Raw genomic sequence first — 16,831 nt, forward strand, 5'->3', positions numbered from 1 at the left:
ACCGGATTGGTGAGCGATGCCGGTCAGGCGCTCTCGGGCACCAGACGCTTGTGGAAGAACAGGCGCTGGTGGCCCGGCGGGTAATCGTCCAGCTGACCGAATTGTTCGTAGCCGTGCTTGCGGTAGAAGTCCGGCGCCTGGAAGTCGAACGTGTCGAGCCACACACCCACACAGTTGCGCTCGCGGGCGAACTCTTCCGCCATCGCCATCAACCGGCTGCCCAGACGTTGACCGCGGCTCTGTTCGGGCACTACCAGCAATTCGATGAAGCACCAGCGATACAGAATCCGGCCATGCAGGCCGCCGAGTACGGCGTCGCTGTGTTCATCACGAACGAAGAAGGCGAACTTCTCCGACAGGCCATCACCGGCCTGAGCGGCGTTATAGGCCCGCAGCGGTTCCAGAATCTGGAGCCGCTCGTCTTCGCTGGGGTTGCTCTTGAATTCGATCCGCACACTCATGCCACGCTTCCTGCTCTGGGTTATGGAAAGCGCAAGGGTGTCGAATCGGCGGGACGGAGTAAAGCGTGGCCCGCGCAGGACGTGCGAGCCACCAGCGGACAAGCGCTGCGGCATGCACTGTGGGAGCGAATTCATTCGCGATGTGGCATGACAGACGATACAGATGTGTCGGATGTGCCGGCCTCTCGCGAATGAATTCGCTCCCACAGGTGTTCCAGAATCATCACTGCGCCCCTGCTGTCAGCGCTTGACCTTGCGACGCAGGATGCCGTTCAGCACGACCACCACCACGGCCACGGCCATCGCGATGTACTGGAAGGTTTTCTGGCTGAGCACGCCAATGGTCTGCAGGTGCGACAGGCCCAGCATGATGGCCAGTACGCTCAAGGCGATGATGATCGAGTAAATCAGACGCTGTTTGTGGGTCATTGCGGGAATCCTGAAAACGGCTAAAGATCGTTCACCCAAGGCAAACGCGGCGCATATGTTACGCCAGCACGGCGGCGCTGGCATCTCACCGGTCGGCCCGTGGCTGCGGCGAAGCGTCTCGGGCGCTGATCCTGTCACTTTGGCGTGGTTTAATACACTCACTTTATCAATTGAGCACATGTGATCAGGTTTGTGTGAAAAGTCAGCGCGTAGAATAGGCGCTTTCACTATGACCTCCGCGAGCAAGGAGTCCCCCCATGCCCCATGAAGGCAGCCTGTTACAGGCCGCAGTCGTGTTTCTGTTCGCCGCCGTATTGGCGGTTCCACTGGCCAAGCGCCTGCAACTCGGCGCCGTGATCGGCTATCTGATCGCCGGCGTCATCATCGGCCCTGCCGGCTTCGGCCTGATCGGCAACCCGCAAAGCGTCGCGCACATCTCCGAGCTGGGCGTCGTCTTGCTGCTGTTTATCATCGGCCTGGAGCTGTCGCCGAAGCGCCTGTGGGTGATGCGCAAATCGGTATTCGGCGTGGGCCTGGCGCAAGTGCTGCTCACCGGCCTTGTGATTGGCACGGTGGCCCTGCTTGGCTTCGGCCAGCCGCTCAACAGTGCAGTGGTGCTGGGCCTGGGTCTGGCGCTGTCGTCGACGGCCTTCGGCTTGCAGAGCCTGGCCGAACGCAAGGAACTGAACGCCCCCCATGGCCGTCTGGCCTTCGCGATTTTGTTGTTTCAGGATATTGCCGCAATCCCGCTGATCGCCCTCGTGCCGATGCTGGCCGGCAGTGGTCACGAAGCCAGTTCCGGCGACTCGCTGCGTCACGGCCTGCAAGTGCTCGGCGGCATCGCCGTGGTGGTGGTCGGCGGTCGCTACCTGCTGCGCCCGGTGTTCCGCATCGTCGCCAAGAGCAAGATTCAGGAAGTGTCGACGGCCACTGCGCTGTTGGTGGTGATCGGCACCGCCTGGCTGATGGATCTGGTCGGCGTGTCGATGGCCTTGGGCGCGTTCCTCGCCGGTCTGCTGCTGGCCGATTCGGAATACCGTCATGAGCTGGAATCGCAGATCGAACCGTTCAAGGGTCTGTTGCTCGGGCTGTTCTTCATCAGCGTCGGCATGGGCGCCAACATCGGCCTGCTGATCAGCTCGCCGTTCACCGTGCTGGCGCTGACCGTACTGCTGATCGCGTTGAAACTGCCGCTGCTGTTCTTCGTCGGACGCATGGCCGGCGGGCTGGGCAAACAGAGCGCACTGCGTCTGGGTCTTGTATTGGCGGCAGGCGGTGAATTCGCCTTCGTCGTCTTCAAGATCGGCCGCGATCAGGGGCTGTTCGATGCCGCGCTGTACGACACGCTGGTCCTGACCATCACCCTGTCCATGGCCCTGACGCCACTGCTGTTGCTGGTAATGGCGCGCTGGTTGAAACCCAAGGCGGTGGTCAAGGACGTGCCCGAGGAGTACCGCGAGATCGAATCGGACAACCCGCGTGTGGTGATCGCCGGCATGGGCCGGATGGGCCAGATCGTGGCGCGTATCCTGCGGGCGCAGAACATTCCGTTCATTGCCCTCGACACTTCGGTCGAAACCATCGAGTTCACCCGCAGTTTCGGCAACGTGCCGGTGTTCTACGGCGACCCGCTGCGCCCGGAAATCCTGCGCGCCGCCAAGGTCGACCAGGCCGAATATTTTGTCATCGCCACCGACGATCCGGACACCAACATCAAGACCGCCGAACTGGTGCGCAAGCTGTACCCGCACCTGAAAATCATCGCCCGGGCCCGTAACCGTCAGCACGTTCACCGCCTGATGGACCTCGACGCCCAGGCCGTGCGGGAAACGTTCTACTCCAGTCTGGAGATGACGCGCCGCACGCTGATCGGCCTGGGGCTGAGCGAAGCCCAGGCACAGGCGCGGATCAACCGCTTCAAGCGTCACGACGAACAGGTGCTGAACCGTCAGCACCTGATCTACAACGACGCGACCAAGGTCATGCAGAGCGCACTGGAGGCCCGCGCCGAGCTGGCCGAACTGTTCGAAGCCGACCGTATCGACGAAGAGGCGGAAGAAGCCGCCGCCAAAGGCTGAGCCGCCAGTCAGCGGCTCAAGGCCACGACAAACTCGAGAAACGCCCGCACCTTGGCGGGCGGCAGATGCCGCGACGGGTACAACGCATACAGCGGGAAGTACTCGTCCGGCCACTCGGGAAACAATTCGATCAGCCGTCCTGCGCGGATCGCCGGTTCCACCCCCAGCTCCAGCACCTGCCCCACCGCCTGGCCTTCTTCGCAGATGCGATGCAGGGTGCCAACATCATTGACCATCAGCCGGCCACGGGTATCGACCTGCAGCCGCTCGCTGCCGCGGTGGAACTCCCAGGCAAACGGCCGACCGGTCTGCGGATCGCGAAAATCGACGCAGATATGCTGTGAGCTTTGCAGGTCGGTGGGGTGGCGCGGCCGGCCATGCCGCTTCAGATACGCCGGCGACGCCACGGTCAGCACCCGGGTCTTGAGCAATTGCCGACCGATCAGCGATGACGACGGCTGCTCGCCGAAGCGCACGGCCAGATCGACGCCATCGGCCACCGGATCGCCCAGTTGCTCGCGGGTCAGCAGGTCCAGTTCCAGCTCCGGGTAAGTCGCCATGAAATCACCCAGCGCCGGGGCGAGAAGCAGTCGGGAAAAATACGGATCGACATTGACCCGCAAACGTCCGCGAATTGCCGTGGCGCTGCCGGAAGCCAGCGTCGCGGCTTCCTCCAACCCGGCCAACAGCGGCGCGATTTCCTCATACAGTCGCCGCCCCTCATCGGTCAGCTTGACCGAGCGAGTGGTGCGATCGAACAGGCGGATACCCAACCGAGCCTCCAGCCTGGCGATAGCACGGCTGACACCGGACGGGGTCATGTCCAGCACCTCGGAGGCCTTGGCGAAGCTGCCACTGTCGACCACCGCCGACAGCACACCCATGCCGCTGACCAGATGCCCGTCCAGGCTCATTGATGATTCTCCGTCACTTGTGCGATGACACTCATGCTATCGGAGAATCCAGGCAACCGGCGCAGCATTCTTGCAACGGCGACGCGTTGTCGCCCTGATCGAGGATTTCGCATGTACACCATCATGGGCATTACAGGGCAAGTCGGCGGTGCCGTCGCACGTCAGTTGCTGGCAGCCGGCAAGCCGGTCCGCGCGGTGGTTCGCAGCCACGAAAAAGGCCAACCGTGGGCGGATCTGGGCTGTGAAGTGGCCGTTGCCGAGGTCGATGACGTGCGCGCACTGACCCAGGCGTTTCAGAACAGCGTCGCGGTGTTCGTGCTGTTACCGCCGAACTTTTCGCCGTCCGAAGGCTTTACGGAGGCCCGTTCGGTGATCGCCAACCTCCACTCGGCGCTGGCCACGGCACGCCCGGAGAAGATCGTCTGCCTGTCGACCATCGGCGCGCAGGCCAGCCAGACCAACCTGCTCACCCAGCTGCAACTGCTGGAGAACAGCCTGAGCGAGCTGGACCTGCCCGTCACCTTTCTGCGGCCTGGCTGGTTCATGGAGAACTGCCTTTGGGACATCCAGCCCGCCACCGACACCGGCGTGATCCAGAGCTTCCTGCAACCACTGGACAAGCCGGTGCCGATGATCGCCACCGCCGACGTCGGTCGGGTGGCCGCCGAGCTGTTGCAGGAACACTGGTTAGGCAAGCGCGTCGTCGAACTGGAAGGCGAGCAAGCCGTCACACCGGAGCAGATCGCCACCACCCTGGCGGAACTGCTCGATCAACCGGTGACCGTACAGGCCGTGCCACGGCGCGATTGGGAAGCCTTGTTTCTGGCTCAGGGCATGAGCAATCCGCTGCCGCGCATGCAGATGCTCGACGGTTTCAATCAGGGATGGATCCGTTTCGAAGGCGTGCCCCGCAAGGGCCGGGTGGGTCTGAAAACCGTGCTGCAAGGGTTGCTGGCGCGAGGGTAGCCGTCGGGGCTGATAAAGTGTCAGGTCAGCCAACAGTGTGTTGACCGGGCTTGCCCCTTCGCGGGCAGGGCTCCCTCCCACAGGATCTGTGTCGGCTGCAAGATGTCGGCACAACACCCCATCCTGCAGTGCCGCATGCCTCCCGTGGGAGGATTGCCCATACGCATGAGTGAATCTCGATTTACCGTGGGAGCAATCCGAGGTTACGAGGGTCGCGAAAGCAGTCCGGCTTGCCGGCGTCAGCGATTTCAAAATCGCCACCGCCGGCAAGCCGGACTCCTGTGGGGTTGGAGGGTTAATCAGTTCTCCAGCAGCGAACGCAGCATCCACGCGGCTTTTTCGTGCACTTGCATGCGCTGGGTGAGCAGGTCGGCGGTGGGTTCGTCGCTGACTTGTTCAAGCAGCGGGAACAGGCCGCGAGCGGTGCGGGTCACGGCTTCCTGGCCTTCTACCAGTTGCCGGATCATCTCGGCGGCAGCCGGCACGCCGGGCTCTTCCTTGATCGACGACAGGCGCGCATAGGTTGAGTAAGTGCCCGGCGCCGGAAAGCCCAGGGCGCGGATGCGTTCGGCGATGGCGTCGACCGCCGTGGCCAGTTCGGTGTACTGCTCCTCGAACAGCAGGTGCAGGGTGTGGAACATCGGGCCGGTGACGTTCCAGTGGAAATTGTGGGTCTTCAGGTACAGCACGTAGGTGTCCGAGATCAGCCGCGACAGCCCTTCGACGATCTGTGCGCGGTCCCGTTCGTTGATACCGATTTCAATGCCCATGGTGAGTGTCTCCCTTTGGTCTGGTTTCTCTGTGTGAAACCGATTGTAGGGAGCGCCGACCAGCGGCGGAAATCACCGCTGGCAATCGCCGTCATCGACGCTGGCTATGACTGGGTGCGGTCCGGCCGGGTCAGGCCGAGTTTGTCGATGCGGTAGCGCAGCATGTCGCGGGTCAGGCCCAGCAGGCGCGCCGACTTGGTGACATTCCAGTCGGTCTTGTCGAGCACCTTGCGCACCATTTCGTTTTCCACTTCCGGCAGGTTCATGCTGCCCATGTCGTCGCCCAGGGATGGCGGCTGCGGGGTGAAGGCCGGGGTGAACGCCGCCTGCGCCATCATCGGCTCGTCCATCAGGCTCATGCACAGGCCCAGTTGATGCGGCGCGATGCAATTGTTCTGGGTCAGCAGCACGGTCTGTTCGAGCATGTTGCGCAACTCGCGCACGTTGCCCGGCCAGTTATAACTGCGCAGCAGGTGCTCGGACTCGCTGCTGAAATACAGGTCGCTCTTGCCGTAGCGCTTGCCGTGGGTCTGCAGGAAATGCCGGGCCAGGCGGATCACGTCTTCGCCACGGGCCTGCAGGCGCGGCACCTTGATGGAGATGATGCGCAGGCGGAAGAACAAGTCGCGGCGGAATTTGCCTTGCTGCACCATCTGTTCGAGGTTGCAGTTGGTGGCACTGATGATGCGCAGGTCGACCTTGCGCTCCTTGACCGAGCCGATGCGCCGCACGGTGCGATCTTCCAGCAGTTTGAGCAGCTTGGCCTGCAGCAGCAGGTCCATTTCGCCGACTTCGTCGAGGAACAACGTGCCGCCGTCGGCCGCTTCGACCAGCCCGGTACGGCGATCCTTGGCGTCGGTGAAGGCGCCCTTTTCATGGCCGAACAGTTCGGCTTCGATCAAGTGCGCCGGGATCGACGCACAGTTGAATTCCACGAACGGCCCCTTGGCCCGGGGTCCGTCGAAATGCAGGGCCCGGGCGACCAGTTCCTTGCCGGTGCCGGTTTCGCCTTCCACCAGTACCGGTGGCAAATCGTTGCTGGTCATGCGAGTTTCGGCATCGAGCAACTGGGTGATGACGCTCTTGACCCCCATCATCGCCGGGGAGTCGCCGATTAGCGCCTGCAACCCGGAATGCTTGGCTTCGCGGTCCTGATAGAACGACAGCGTGCGCTCCATGCGTTCGGCGGCCAGCGCCTTGTCCAGCAACAGCTTGAGTTCGGGCAGCGCCACCGGTTTGGTCAGGTAATGAAAGGCCCCCTCCTTCATCGCCGTGACCGCGTCTTCGATGTTGCCGTAGCCGGTCATCATGATCAGCTTGAGGTCCGGCGCGCTTTCCTTGAGCGCATTGATCAGCTCGTGGCCGCTCATGCCGGGCAGCGAGTTGTCGGTCAGCACCACGTCCGGACGCCAGTTCTGCAGCGCTTCCAGAGCCTCCTCGGCGGAATGACAGACCCGCGCCTCGAAATCCCGACGCTCCAGGTACGTCTGGATATTGTTGGCCAGCAGCTCGTCATCCTCGACCACCAGTATGCTGTGCTCCATCGCGTCCCCCTCACGTTGCAATTTTGAACGTCAATTTCACACGGGTGCCTTCCTGCTCGCGGCTGGTCAGTGAGACCTTGCCGGAGAAACGCTCCATGATCCGCTTGACCAGCACCAGGCCAACGCCCAGCCCACCCTGTTTGGTGGTGAAAAACGGTTTGAACACCATGGCCTCCTGTTGCCGGGACATGCCTTTGCCGTTGTCTGCCACCGTCAGGTAAACCCGGCCGCTGGCAGGCTCGGGCACAATCTCGATCTTCAGCTTGCCGTCTTTGGCCATCGCTTCGATGGCGTTGGACATCAGGCTGTTGAGAATCTGCGCCAGCAAAATGCGCTGGCTGACCACCATCGGCACCTCCTGCGGGGAGAACTCGACGCTGATATTGGCCCGCCGGATCTGCTGTTCGTAGGACTGCAGCACATCATGTACGCACGACACCAGATCCACCGCTTCCGACTCGCCGCTGATGGGCCGCAGGGACAGAAGCAATTCCCGGACCCACTTCGACATACGGTCGACCTGGCTGATGATGTCGTTGATGTTTTTCTGTGCAGCCGGGTCGACCACTTCCAGCGCCAGCTCGGCACTGGAACGGATGGTCGCCAGCGGGTTGCGCAGGCTGTGGGCCACCGCCGAGGACATCTCGCCGAGGGCGGCGAATTTCTCGCTGTTGATCAACTGGCGTTGCTGGAATTCCAGCAGCTTGGAGGCGCGCCGCACGATCCAGAACAGGCCCAGATAAATAAGCATGCCGCCCAGCCCGGTGGAGACCCAGATCACCACGTAGCCGCGCTCGATACTGGCGATCAGGTCCTTGGGCTCCTTATAGATTTCGACGATGGCCAGCACGTCCTTTTCTTCGGCGTCGAACAGCGGGATGTAGTTCTCGATGAACAGGTAATCCGGCGGGTTGAGGAACTTCTGTTCGTTCTGCCGACGCTGGTTTTCATGGTGGGCGCTGCCGGTGCGCTGACGCGAATTGAACGCAGCTTCCAGGTCTTCGTTGCCGAGGATGGATTTGCCGATCAGGGCCGGATTGGTCGACCAGATGATCACCCGGTCCGGTGCGTAGACGTTGACCAGCAAGGCGTCGGGCAGTGACGAAATATGGTCGAGAAACTCGTCGCGGGCCTTGCGCCGCACTTCCGGGTCGACGTCGGCCAGCGGGATGTCGGCACGGGTGTCGAGCAACTGGCCCATGGTGTAGCGCGACGGGATATCGGCGTGGCGAATCTCCGTCGGGCCGATGGCGTGGACGAACTGCGAGGTCAGCAGGGAATCGCGCTGCACCGCTTCGCTGACGACGAAACGGGTGGAGATCAGCCCCAGCCCGATGGCCACCGAGGCGATCACCAGCAAGCTGACGATGGAGAACCAGCGCAGCAGATTGAATTGTGGCCTTGGCGGTTTTTCGAGTTCTTTTATGCTGGCCTGAGTCAGCATGTCGTTGCGCCCTATGGATCCCATGACAGCCATCCTGGTCACTTTTTAGAGTCGGTATAGCGCAAGCCGTGGCTAAACGATAGCGACATTTCATCCGGGCTTTACGCGACTGATATCACAGCGATATCACCCACACTGACCGTCTGGCGCTTAGTCCCTGATAGGCAAGGAAGTTTCCCGAAAAAACCGGAACTTTTTCATTCTGCCGCCGTCCGTCCGACAGCGTTGAGAACCGCTCCCAACACATCGCTACACCCGTTTCTACCCCGCCACCAGCCCTGAAACTCCCCACGCGGTTCCCCCAACTCTGGGGAGAGCGCCCCACTGTCCCCCGCTGTTTCACCTGCGCAACGCCCCCGCATTTTTTTGTCCTGATCGCTGGAAGCCTTGTTGGCCGTGGCCTGCAGCGGCGCGCCGAAGATCTGGTACAGATGTTGCGCTGGCCCCCTCAGCCTCCTGGAACCGACGCTCTTGTCCTACCCACGCCAGAGGCCCGGTTCATTGCGAGAGGGAAAACAAATGCCCAGCAAATTGACCCAAGCCGTCACCCTGCTGTCGCTGATCGCAGCCGTGCACGGTTCAGCCCAGGCCGCTCTGTTTGCGGTCGATCAGGGACCCTACAGTCCGCAAAACGGTAACTTCGCCCAGTGGTATCAGGATACTCACGGTCGCACGCTTGACCTGTGCCTGGGCAAGGCACTGAGTTCCCGGGTGCCCTCTACCCCTGGCGTGCCATCGTACATGTGCACCCTGGCGGTCACCGCCGGCGTGTTCGACGACACCCAGCCGATGGTCTTCCCCACCAACTTCCCCGATGAAGCCTTCTGGTTCCTCGCGGATGCGGCGATCCCGACGGCAGGCGCCACCACACTGAATCTGAAATACACCGCCGCGCTGGAAGCGGCGTTCGGCGGTGGTGACCCGGCACCGAACGATCAGATCAGCTTCGCGCGGATCCGTATCCGCATGAACGCGGCGCCCGGCGTCTACACCATCACCCACCCTTACGGGGTTGAAGTGTTCACCGTCGACCCTCCCGTGCCGAACGGCAACGGTAATGGCAACGGCGGCGCCAACGGCATCAAGGCCATCAACCTGACCCGGGACATCGGCATCACCTCCCCGGGCGTGTTCACCGGCGCCCTGGCCGGCGATGTCGGGCCGTTCCTGCGCAGCGTCAACGGCCCTTACACCGAAACCGATCCGGTCACGGGGACCGCTTCGCAATACATCGGCGACCCCAACCTGACCGAGCAGGTCACCGGCAGCCCGTTCAATACCAACTACGTTCGCGTTCAGGGCCCCAACGGCCTCGATGTGCGCACCGACGTGTTCGGCATTACCGGCAAGCTGTCCACGGTCGTGCGGCCAACCCCGGCCGTGGTCCAGCGCGCCACCTACTCGCGCAAGACCGGCGGCACCGGCAGCACCGGTGTTCAGGCCCAGGAAGACGTGTTCGCCCTGGCCCCGCCACCACCGGGCACTGCCCAGTATGTCGACACCGATAACGCCACCATCGCCATGACCGAAGCCAATGCCACCGGCAGCTGGTACGGCCAGTCCACGGCCAACCCCAGCGTGCTGCCGACCAGCGTGCAGGTCACCGCCGACAACCACCTGGCGATTCCGACCAGCACGCCGACCACGGTGCCCCATGCGCTGACGGACCTGGTGACCATCACCAACGCCACGTACAGCCTGGGCAACGGCCAACTGAGCCTGACCGCCACCACCAGTGACGCCACCAGCGCGGTCACGTTGACGGCGACCGGCAGTTCCGGCGGCGCCATCGGCACGCTCAGCGGCGACGCGACCAAGACCCTGACGACCGGCATCTCGCCGATCCCGCCAGCCAAAGTCACGGTGACCTCGTCCAACGGCGGCAGCGATACCGAAGAAGTGGTGATCGTTCCCTGATCGCAACCACTCCTTGCACTCGAATCTGGAGGCAACATGAACAGTTGGCCAAGTCTGATTTTCGGCGCCATGAGTCTCATCGCAGTCAGCGGGTCGGCGTACGCCGCCCTTGATTCGGTGGACCCTGGCCCCTACACCGTCGCCACAGGACGTTTCCCGCAGTGGTACAGAGACCTCGCCGATCCGGTACAGGGTCGCGAGCTGGAACTGTGCCAGTCGCGCGCCGTGAGTTCCCGGGTCGCCGCCGCCGTGCCACCGGCCTACATGTGTACGCTCGGTGCCGTTCCCGGTATCTACGACGACGCATTTCCGATGGTCTTCCCGGATAACTTCCCTGACGAAATGTTCTGGTATCTGCTGCAGGCGCAGCTGAAATCCAACGTCAGCCCGATTGCCGGTTACGGCCTGGAGATCTACACCGCAGGCGTCGAAGCCGCCTTCGCCACCGATCCGCCCAGCGACGGTTCGCAACAGAGCTTCGCGCGCATCCGCATGCGTATCGACATTCCCGCCAACCGGCCGGGCACCTACACCGTGACCCACCCTTACGGCGTGGAAACCTTCAACGTCACCACCACCGGCCGGCGGGCGATCAACCTGACCCGCGACATCGGCATCGGTGCCCCTGGCGATTTCACCGGCGCCCTCGCCGGCAATATCGGCCCATGGGTCAAAGGCGTCGGCGGCCCCTACACCGAGATCGATCCGGAGACCGGTTCCGTCAATACCTATATTGGCGACCCGAACATCACCGAAACGGTGACGGGCAGCCCGTTCGGCACCAACTTCGTGAAAATCGAAGGCCCTGCCGGCACGCTGATCCAGAACCTCTTCACCGTCAGCGGCAAGGTTCGCGACCCTCGCGTGCAGACCCCGGTCGAAGTCAGACGCGGCACCTACAGCCGCAATGCCGCGGGCACTCGCGTGGAGCTGTTCGCCTCATCCCCGAACAGCTCCACGCTGTGCTACCGGGAAACCCTGGCACTGGTGCCGGGCACACCGGCCAGCCCTTGCCAGTTCAACCTGCTCGGCGATAACAACGGCAACTTCTTCGTCGCCCATTCGGCCACGACGCTGCCACCGTTCGTGATCATGACCGCCAGCAACCCGCTGGGCACCACCAAGCCGACAGCGGTCTCCACCAAGCTGGTCGACGTGGTGAAAATCCGCACGGCCCAGTACACCTGGAGCAACCACACCCTGACCCTGGAAGCCACGTCGAGCGACGAAACCTCGGTGCCCGACATGATTGCCCAAGGCTTCGGCCCGATGACCAAGAGCGGCACCAGCCAGCAGTTGACTGTGCCTAACCTGAATCAGCCACCTGGCTTCGTCACGGTCAAATCGGCTCGCGGCGGTGTGGACACCGAACCGGTCATCGTCCTCGGCACCGCGCCGAACAACGGTGAAAACCGGCCACCTGTGGCGGTCAACGACACCGGCAGCACCGGCTTCGGCGTACCGCTGACCCTCAACGTGCTGACCAACGACAGCGATCCGGACGGCGATACACCGCTGACCATCAGCGACCTGACCCAACCGGCTACCGGGCAAGGCACCGTCGCCCTGAACGGCACCACGTCGATCGTCTACACACCGCCAGCCGTGGTCAACGCACCGCTCACCGCGACCTTCACCTACAAGGCCGTGGACAGCAAAGGGTTGAAATCGACTTCGGCTGCGACCGTGAGTGTCACCGTCACGCCTAACCGTCCACCGGTTGCAGGCAACGATACCGGTGCCACCCTGGCAGGCAGCCCGCTGGTACTCACTGTGCTGGCCAACGACACCGACCCTGAAGGCAACGTGCCGCTGACCGTGAACAACCTGACCCAGCCAGCGGTCGGCCGCGGCACCGTGACCACCAACGGCACCACCGTGACCTACACGCCACCAGCCACCATCACGGCGCCGTTCACCGCAACGTTCACCTACCAGGCCGCGGACTCCTTCGGAGCCCTGTCGACCCCTGCCACGGTCAGCGTCTCGGTCACAGCACCACCAGCGGGTAACGAGACCCTGACCATCACCTCGGCAGCGGTACAGACCCGTGGCGGTGGCGCGCTGTTCAGTTGGGACATCTCGGGCACCAGCTCGGTGACCACCGGCAACACCATCGTGATCACGGTGACCACACCGACCGGCGTGCAAGAGCTGGATCGGGTGACCGTACCGGTGACCGGTCGCTGGAGAAGTTCGGTGGTGAACACCATCGCACCACGGGCCACCAACCCGACTGCCACGGCGACTTCGTCCAAAGGCACGGTGCGCACACTGCCGATCACCGTTCGTTGATGCAAACCGCCCCGTCTGTGTGAAAGCGCAGGCGGGGCACGGTCCCCCGCCGTCAAGGCCAGCGGGACAGGAGAACACCATGTCAGTCCGTCACTGCCTTTCGTTGTACTGCACCGCCCTGCTGTTGGTGCTTGGCCTGTCCAGCCTGTCGGCCCACGCCGACGAGCTGACCGGGGGCGACGAGTTGGGTGGCGGGTCAGAACTGGGCGATGCCCCGATCAGCCTGCCTGGGAGTGTCATCAGCGGTCAGCGCGCGACGATCCTGCAGCAAGGGTCGGCCAACATCGCCGTGCTGACGCAGAACGGCACATCGTTGCTGGGCAACATCGTTCAGGTCGGCAGTGCTCAGGAAGCCTACATCCTGCAACAGGGCGAGGACCTCATGGCGTCCATCAACCAGCAGGGCAACGGCAACCAGGCCTGGATCAGCCAGAACGGCTCCAACAACCAGGCAGCGATTACGCAAAAGGGCGCCAACAACAGCGCCAGCATCGAACAGACAGGCACGGGACTGCAGAGCAGCATCGTTCAGTCTGGAAACGGCCAGAGCGTAGAAGTTCGTCAACTGCGTTGACGCGCTCGACACCTCGGCAACTTACCATCAGGAGGTCTACATCATGTTTAAACTTACCCCTGTCGCTGCTGCGGTGTTGGTCATGGTCACCGGCCATGCCCTGGCTGCCAACAGCCTCTCGAGTCAGTACCAGAACGGAAGCAGCAACATTGCCGATGTCCAGCAGGTCGACGCCAGCTACGCCTCTGTCCAGCAAGTGCAGATCGGTAATGGCAACGACACCGCCGCCTACCAGGAAACCACCGATTCACAGATCGATCAGCAACAGCAGGGCAACCAGAACGGCGCCTATGGCGAGCAGATTCAGGAACAGTCCAGCAAGATCACCCAGCGCCAGAACGACCAGCGCAACAACACCCACGCCAGTCAGTCGCTGGGCCAGAACAACCAGATCACCACCCACCAGTCCGGCGACGGCAACTTCACCTTTGCCTTCCAGGACAACCAGTACGGCAGCACCATCAACACCGACCAGAGCGGCAACAACAACTCGGCGACCGCCGAGCAGTTGTACGGCGGCACCGGCAACAATGCGCAGATCACCCAGCGCGGCGATGCCAACCAGGCTTACACCGAACAGCTCGGCCACCTCAACGGCCAGATCAATCTCTATCAGGACGGCCAGGGCAACTATGCCTATGCCGAACAGCGCAACGGCAATGGCGGCTCGATCAATGTCGATCAGTACGGCCAGTTCAACACCGCGCAGATGTTCCAGGACAACCAGACCAACAGCCATTCGACCGTTACCCAGACCGGCAACTGGAACGAAGGCGTGGTCGACCAGCTCAACGGTTTCAACAACCTGGGCACCATCAATCAGTGGGGCGACCGCAACGCGGCCAGTGTGGTGCAGTGGAACGTCAACAATGCCACCACCACGGTCACCCAGAACGGTCAGGATCACCTGCTGTTCAGTTCCCAGGCCGGCAGCGGGCACAACCTGACGTCGGTGGCTTACGGCTCCGGCAACAAGGTGCAGGCCAGCGAGTATGACGGCGCACGGCTGGGTGGTCAGTTCGGTACCAACCAGACCGCGTTCCTCAATCAGAGCGGCCAGAACAACGCCATCAACCTGACCCAGAAAGGCAACGCCAACCTGACCAACCTGAAACAGGGCGGCGGCGCGCGCAACGATGCCAAGGTCACGCAGGACGACAACTACAACGAGCTGTACTTTGAGCAGAACGGTAGCGACAACATTCTGATCGCCGATCAGCGTGGCGACAGCAACTACGCTCAGGGCACCAGTTTCGGCAACGGCAACACCACCGATCTGACGCAGTCGGGCAGCGACAACCAGTCGTACACTTCGCAGAACGGCGATTCCAACCTGATCACCCTGAAGCAGTCTGACAGTTACAACGTCGCGTATGTGACTCAGAGCGGTAATCTGAACACGGCGACGGTCACTCAGAGTGCGACCAATCAGGCGGCCAGTGTGACGCAGATCGGCAACAGCAACACGGCGACCGTGAATCAGCGTTGAGGTTGTGTCGTACCGTTGAAGAGCCGCCGCAAGGCGGCTTTTTTATGGCTGTAGCCGACGTAGGAGCGCGCTTGCCCGCGATCGGCGAGGCACTCGTCGTAAAACCTGTGCACTCGGTTTATCTGGCTGATAGCTGTAGCTGCTAACGCAACTTGGTTTCGCCTGGCGGCGAGTTACTTGGAAGAGCCCCAAGTAACCAAGGGCTCTCTACCCCGCCATACGGCACCTCGCCTAGGCTCGGTGTTCCCTCACTCCGGCGACGCTCCGCGGGCCCGCCGCGAATGGGCCATCCATGGCCCAACGCGGCTCTCGCGGCATCCATGCCGCTCGGCGCCACTCCACATCGCCTGCGTTCGGCCTTCTGGGACGGGGCCCCAACATCAAAATCAAAAGCCAGATCAAAAGCCGGCGAAACACACACTCCCTGTGGGAGCGGGCTCGCCCGCGAAGGCGTCTTCAAGATCGCCTCCGCCGGCAAGCCGGACTGCTACGGGTGGTTTTGCGCTGTACCTGTAGGAGCTGGCTTGCCCTGCGATCGGCGACGCAGTCGTCGTAAATCCTGTGCACTCGGTGTGTCTGGCCTGACGCTTTAGCTGCTAACGCAGCCTTGTTTCGCCTGGCGGCGAGTTACTTGGAAAAGCCCCCCTCTCTGTTTCAAGAGGCAGCCAAGGGCTTTTTACCCCGCCATATGACACCTCGCTAATGCTCGGTGTTCCCTCACTCCGGCGACACTCCGTGGGCACGCCGCGAATGGGCCATCCATGGCCCACGCGGCTCTCGCGGCATCCATGCCGCTCGGCGCCACTGCGCATTGCCTGCGTTCGGCCTTCTGGGACGAGGCCCCAGATCAAAATCAAAAGCCCCGTAGCAGTCCGGCTTGATGAAATCTGCCAGCTCCCACATGGGTTCAGTGGTGTGGCTTGCTGGCGGTGACGGTTTCAAGACTGCTGACGCCAGCAAGCCGGACGGCTACAGGCTCTGCCGGCATGCTGGAATTTGCCAGCCCCCCCAGAACCTTGTGGGAGGGAGCTCTGCTCGCGATGGCGTCGGATCAGTCAACGAACATGTGTCTGACCCACCGCCATCAGCCGAACAATCACCCCTTCTGCCCGAACACCTGTGAAGGCCGGCGCAGTACCGGGTCGAAGGGGTTGATTTTCTGGCTGATGGCCGAGGCTTCACGTTTGAGCAGTTCCACCACGGTGGGCATGCGTTCGGCGTTGAGGCGGTCGCTGATGGTGGCCACGCTGAGAGCCGCCACGGCACGGCCTTCGCGGTCGAGAATGGGCACGGCCAGACCGGCCATGCCTTCGAGCACGCCAGTGTTGCGCGCGGCATAGCCCAGACGACGCACATTGTCGATTTCCGAGCGCAGCATCACTTCGTCGTACAGGTGGAAATCCCGCAGCCGTGGCAGGTTGTAACGGATCACCGTGTCGCGCTCTTCTTCCGGCAGGAAGGCCAGGATCGCCAGGCTGCCCTGCCCCACGCCCAGTGCCACGCGCCCGCCGATGTCGCCGGTGAAGGTGCGGATCGGATACGGCCCTTCGCTGCGGTCCAGGCACACCGCGTCAAACCCACTGCGCGCCAGCAAGAACAACGAATCGCCCAGCGACGCCGACAAGCGCAACAGACTCGGCCGCACCACATCGCGCAGGTTGCCGGACTGCCCGGCCTTCGCCGCCAGGGCGAAGAACTCCAGGCTCAGCCGATAGCGCTTGCTGCGCGCATCCTGCTCGACCATGCCCTCGTCCATCAGGCTGCGCAGCAAGCGGTGGGTGGTCGGTTGCGACAGGCCGACCCGCTGTGCCACCTGGGTGACCCGCTCGCCACCCTCCGGGCAATCGCCCAGGCAACGCAGTACGGCGAACAGCCGCGACACTGCACCGACGCCTGTTTCTTTTTCCGCTTTATTCCGTTCAGTGGAATTCATTTTTTACTATTTCCTTG

13 protein-coding genes are annotated in these 16,831 nt (G+C 62.7%); 6 read left to right on the top strand and 7 right to left on the bottom strand.

Annotated features, from left to right (window positions below; genetic code table 11):
• Positions 1 to 23: 23 nt before the first annotated feature.
• The gene (locus ACIPL0_RS09840) at positions 24 to 461 is read right to left on the bottom strand and encodes a GNAT family N-acetyltransferase (RefSeq protein ID WP_400599915.1); all 438 of its coding nucleotides are present in this window, start codon (positions 459 to 461) and stop codon (positions 24 to 26) included.
• A 240-nt stretch (positions 462 to 701) separates the two neighbouring features.
• Positions 702 to 890 carry a hypothetical protein gene (locus tag ACIPL0_RS09845; RefSeq protein ID WP_400599913.1) on the bottom strand — a complete coding sequence of 63 codons (189 nt, stop codon included), beginning with the start codon at positions 888 to 890 and terminating at the stop codon, positions 702 to 704.
• 257 nt (positions 891 to 1,147) lie between these two features.
• Here ACIPL0_RS09845 and ACIPL0_RS09850 point away from each other — a divergent pair, with 257 nt between their 5' ends.
• Complete coding sequence (locus ACIPL0_RS09850) at positions 1,148 to 2,968, top strand: monovalent cation:proton antiporter-2 (CPA2) family protein (protein WP_400599912.1); 1,821 nt, start codon at positions 1,148 to 1,150, stop codon at positions 2,966 to 2,968.
• Between the two features lie 8 nt (positions 2,969 to 2,976).
• Here the strand turns inward: ACIPL0_RS09850 and ACIPL0_RS09855 are convergent, their stop codons facing one another.
• Positions 2,977 to 3,882, bottom strand: coding sequence for a LysR substrate-binding domain-containing protein (locus ACIPL0_RS09855; RefSeq protein WP_400599910.1), 906 nt, complete (start codon positions 3,880 to 3,882; stop codon positions 2,977 to 2,979).
• 111 nt (positions 3,883 to 3,993) lie between these two features.
• On the opposite strand from ACIPL0_RS09855, the gene ACIPL0_RS09860 reads away from it, so the two are divergent.
• Positions 3,994 to 4,848 (top strand): NAD(P)H-binding protein, encoded by an 855-nt coding sequence (locus tag ACIPL0_RS09860; protein ID WP_400599908.1) that lies wholly within the window; start codon positions 3,994 to 3,996, stop codon positions 4,846 to 4,848.
• A 299-nt stretch (positions 4,849 to 5,147) separates the two neighbouring features.
• On the opposite strand, the gene ACIPL0_RS09865 is transcribed toward ACIPL0_RS09860, so the two are convergent.
• The 3 genes from ACIPL0_RS09865 to ACIPL0_RS09875 form a co-directional block, all read right to left on the bottom strand.
• Positions 5,148 to 5,618: a Dps family protein gene (locus ACIPL0_RS09865; RefSeq protein ID WP_400599906.1), complete on the bottom strand. Its 471-nt coding sequence runs from the start codon at positions 5,616 to 5,618 to the stop codon at positions 5,148 to 5,150.
• Between the two features lie 104 nt (positions 5,619 to 5,722).
• A complete protein-coding gene (locus ACIPL0_RS09870; RefSeq protein WP_400599904.1) occupies positions 5,723 to 7,162 on the bottom strand; it encodes a sigma-54-dependent transcriptional regulator in 1,440 nt (479 codons plus the stop codon).
• Between the two features lie 10 nt (positions 7,163 to 7,172).
• Positions 7,173 to 8,606: a sensor histidine kinase gene (locus ACIPL0_RS09875; protein ID WP_400599989.1), complete on the bottom strand. Its 1,434-nt coding sequence runs from the start codon at positions 8,604 to 8,606 to the stop codon at positions 7,173 to 7,175.
• 519 nt (positions 8,607 to 9,125) lie between these two features.
• Between ACIPL0_RS09875 and ACIPL0_RS09880 the strand changes: the two genes are divergently transcribed.
• The 4 genes from ACIPL0_RS09880 to ACIPL0_RS09895 all read left to right on the top strand — a co-directional run bounded on the left by ACIPL0_RS09880 (position 9,126) and on the right by ACIPL0_RS09895 (position 14,881).
• Complete coding sequence (locus ACIPL0_RS09880; RefSeq protein ID WP_400599902.1) at positions 9,126 to 10,523, top strand: hypothetical protein; 1,398 nt, start codon at positions 9,126 to 9,128, stop codon at positions 10,521 to 10,523.
• Positions 10,524 to 10,559: 36 nt separating this feature from the next.
• Positions 10,560 to 12,818 carry an Ig-like domain-containing protein gene (locus tag ACIPL0_RS09885; RefSeq protein ID WP_400599900.1) on the top strand — a complete coding sequence of 753 codons (2,259 nt, stop codon included), beginning with the start codon at positions 10,560 to 10,562 and terminating at the stop codon, positions 12,816 to 12,818.
• 79 nt (positions 12,819 to 12,897) lie between these two features.
• On the top strand, positions 12,898 to 13,392 hold the full coding sequence (locus ACIPL0_RS09890; protein ID WP_400599898.1) for a curlin: 495 nt from the start codon (positions 12,898 to 12,900) through the stop codon (positions 13,390 to 13,392).
• A 43-nt stretch (positions 13,393 to 13,435) separates the two neighbouring features.
• Positions 13,436 to 14,881 carry a curlin gene (locus tag ACIPL0_RS09895; RefSeq protein ID WP_400599896.1) on the top strand — a complete coding sequence of 482 codons (1,446 nt, stop codon included), beginning with the start codon at positions 13,436 to 13,438 and terminating at the stop codon, positions 14,879 to 14,881.
• Positions 14,882 to 15,977: 1,096 nt separating this feature from the next.
• Here the strand turns inward: ACIPL0_RS09895 and ACIPL0_RS09900 are convergent.
• A complete protein-coding gene (locus ACIPL0_RS09900) occupies positions 15,978 to 16,814 on the bottom strand; it encodes an IclR family transcriptional regulator (protein WP_400599894.1) in 837 nt (278 codons plus the stop codon).
• Positions 16,815 to 16,831: the final 17 nt, after the last annotated feature.

The organism is Pseudomonas sp. NPDC090208, assembly GCF_044746785.1.
Taxonomy (GTDB): domain Bacteria; phylum Pseudomonadota; class Gammaproteobacteria; order Pseudomonadales; family Pseudomonadaceae; genus Aquipseudomonas.

What these genes read in the sequence shown, in the direction of transcription:
- ACIPL0_RS09860 (WP_400599908.1), top strand. Translation starts at nt 3,994, where the DNA reads ATGTACACCATCATGGGCATTACAGGGCAAGTCGGCGGTGCCGTCGCA.
- ACIPL0_RS09885 (WP_400599900.1), top strand. Translation starts at nt 10,560, where the DNA reads ATGAACAGTTGGCCAAGTCTGATTTTCGGCGCCATGAGTCTCATCGCA.
- ACIPL0_RS09845 (WP_400599913.1), bottom strand. Translation starts at nt 890, where the DNA reads ATGACCCACAAACAGCGTCTGATTTACTCGATCATCATCGCCTTGAGC.
- ACIPL0_RS09875 (WP_400599989.1), bottom strand. Translation starts at nt 8,606, where the DNA reads ATGCTGACTCAGGCCAGCATAAAAGAACTCGAAAAACCGCCAAGGCCA.
- ACIPL0_RS09895 (WP_400599896.1), top strand. Translation starts at nt 13,436, where the DNA reads ATGTTTAAACTTACCCCTGTCGCTGCTGCGGTGTTGGTCATGGTCACC.
- ACIPL0_RS09855 (WP_400599910.1), bottom strand. Translation starts at nt 3,882, where the DNA reads ATGAGCCTGGACGGGCATCTGGTCAGCGGCATGGGTGTGCTGTCGGCG.
- ACIPL0_RS09870 (WP_400599904.1), bottom strand. Translation starts at nt 7,162, where the DNA reads ATGGAGCACAGCATACTGGTGGTCGAGGATGACGAGCTGCTGGCCAAC.
- ACIPL0_RS09900 (WP_400599894.1), bottom strand. Translation starts at nt 16,814, where the DNA reads ATGAATTCCACTGAACGGAATAAAGCGGAAAAAGAAACAGGCGTCGGT.
- ACIPL0_RS09850 (WP_400599912.1), top strand. Translation starts at nt 1,148, where the DNA reads ATGCCCCATGAAGGCAGCCTGTTACAGGCCGCAGTCGTGTTTCTGTTC.
- ACIPL0_RS09880 (WP_400599902.1), top strand. Translation starts at nt 9,126, where the DNA reads ATGCCCAGCAAATTGACCCAAGCCGTCACCCTGCTGTCGCTGATCGCA.
- ACIPL0_RS09840 (WP_400599915.1), bottom strand. Translation starts at nt 461, where the DNA reads ATGAGTGTGCGGATCGAATTCAAGAGCAACCCCAGCGAAGACGAGCGG.
- ACIPL0_RS09890 (WP_400599898.1), top strand. Translation starts at nt 12,898, where the DNA reads ATGTCAGTCCGTCACTGCCTTTCGTTGTACTGCACCGCCCTGCTGTTG.
- ACIPL0_RS09865 (WP_400599906.1), bottom strand. Translation starts at nt 5,618, where the DNA reads ATGGGCATTGAAATCGGTATCAACGAACGGGACCGCGCACAGATCGTC.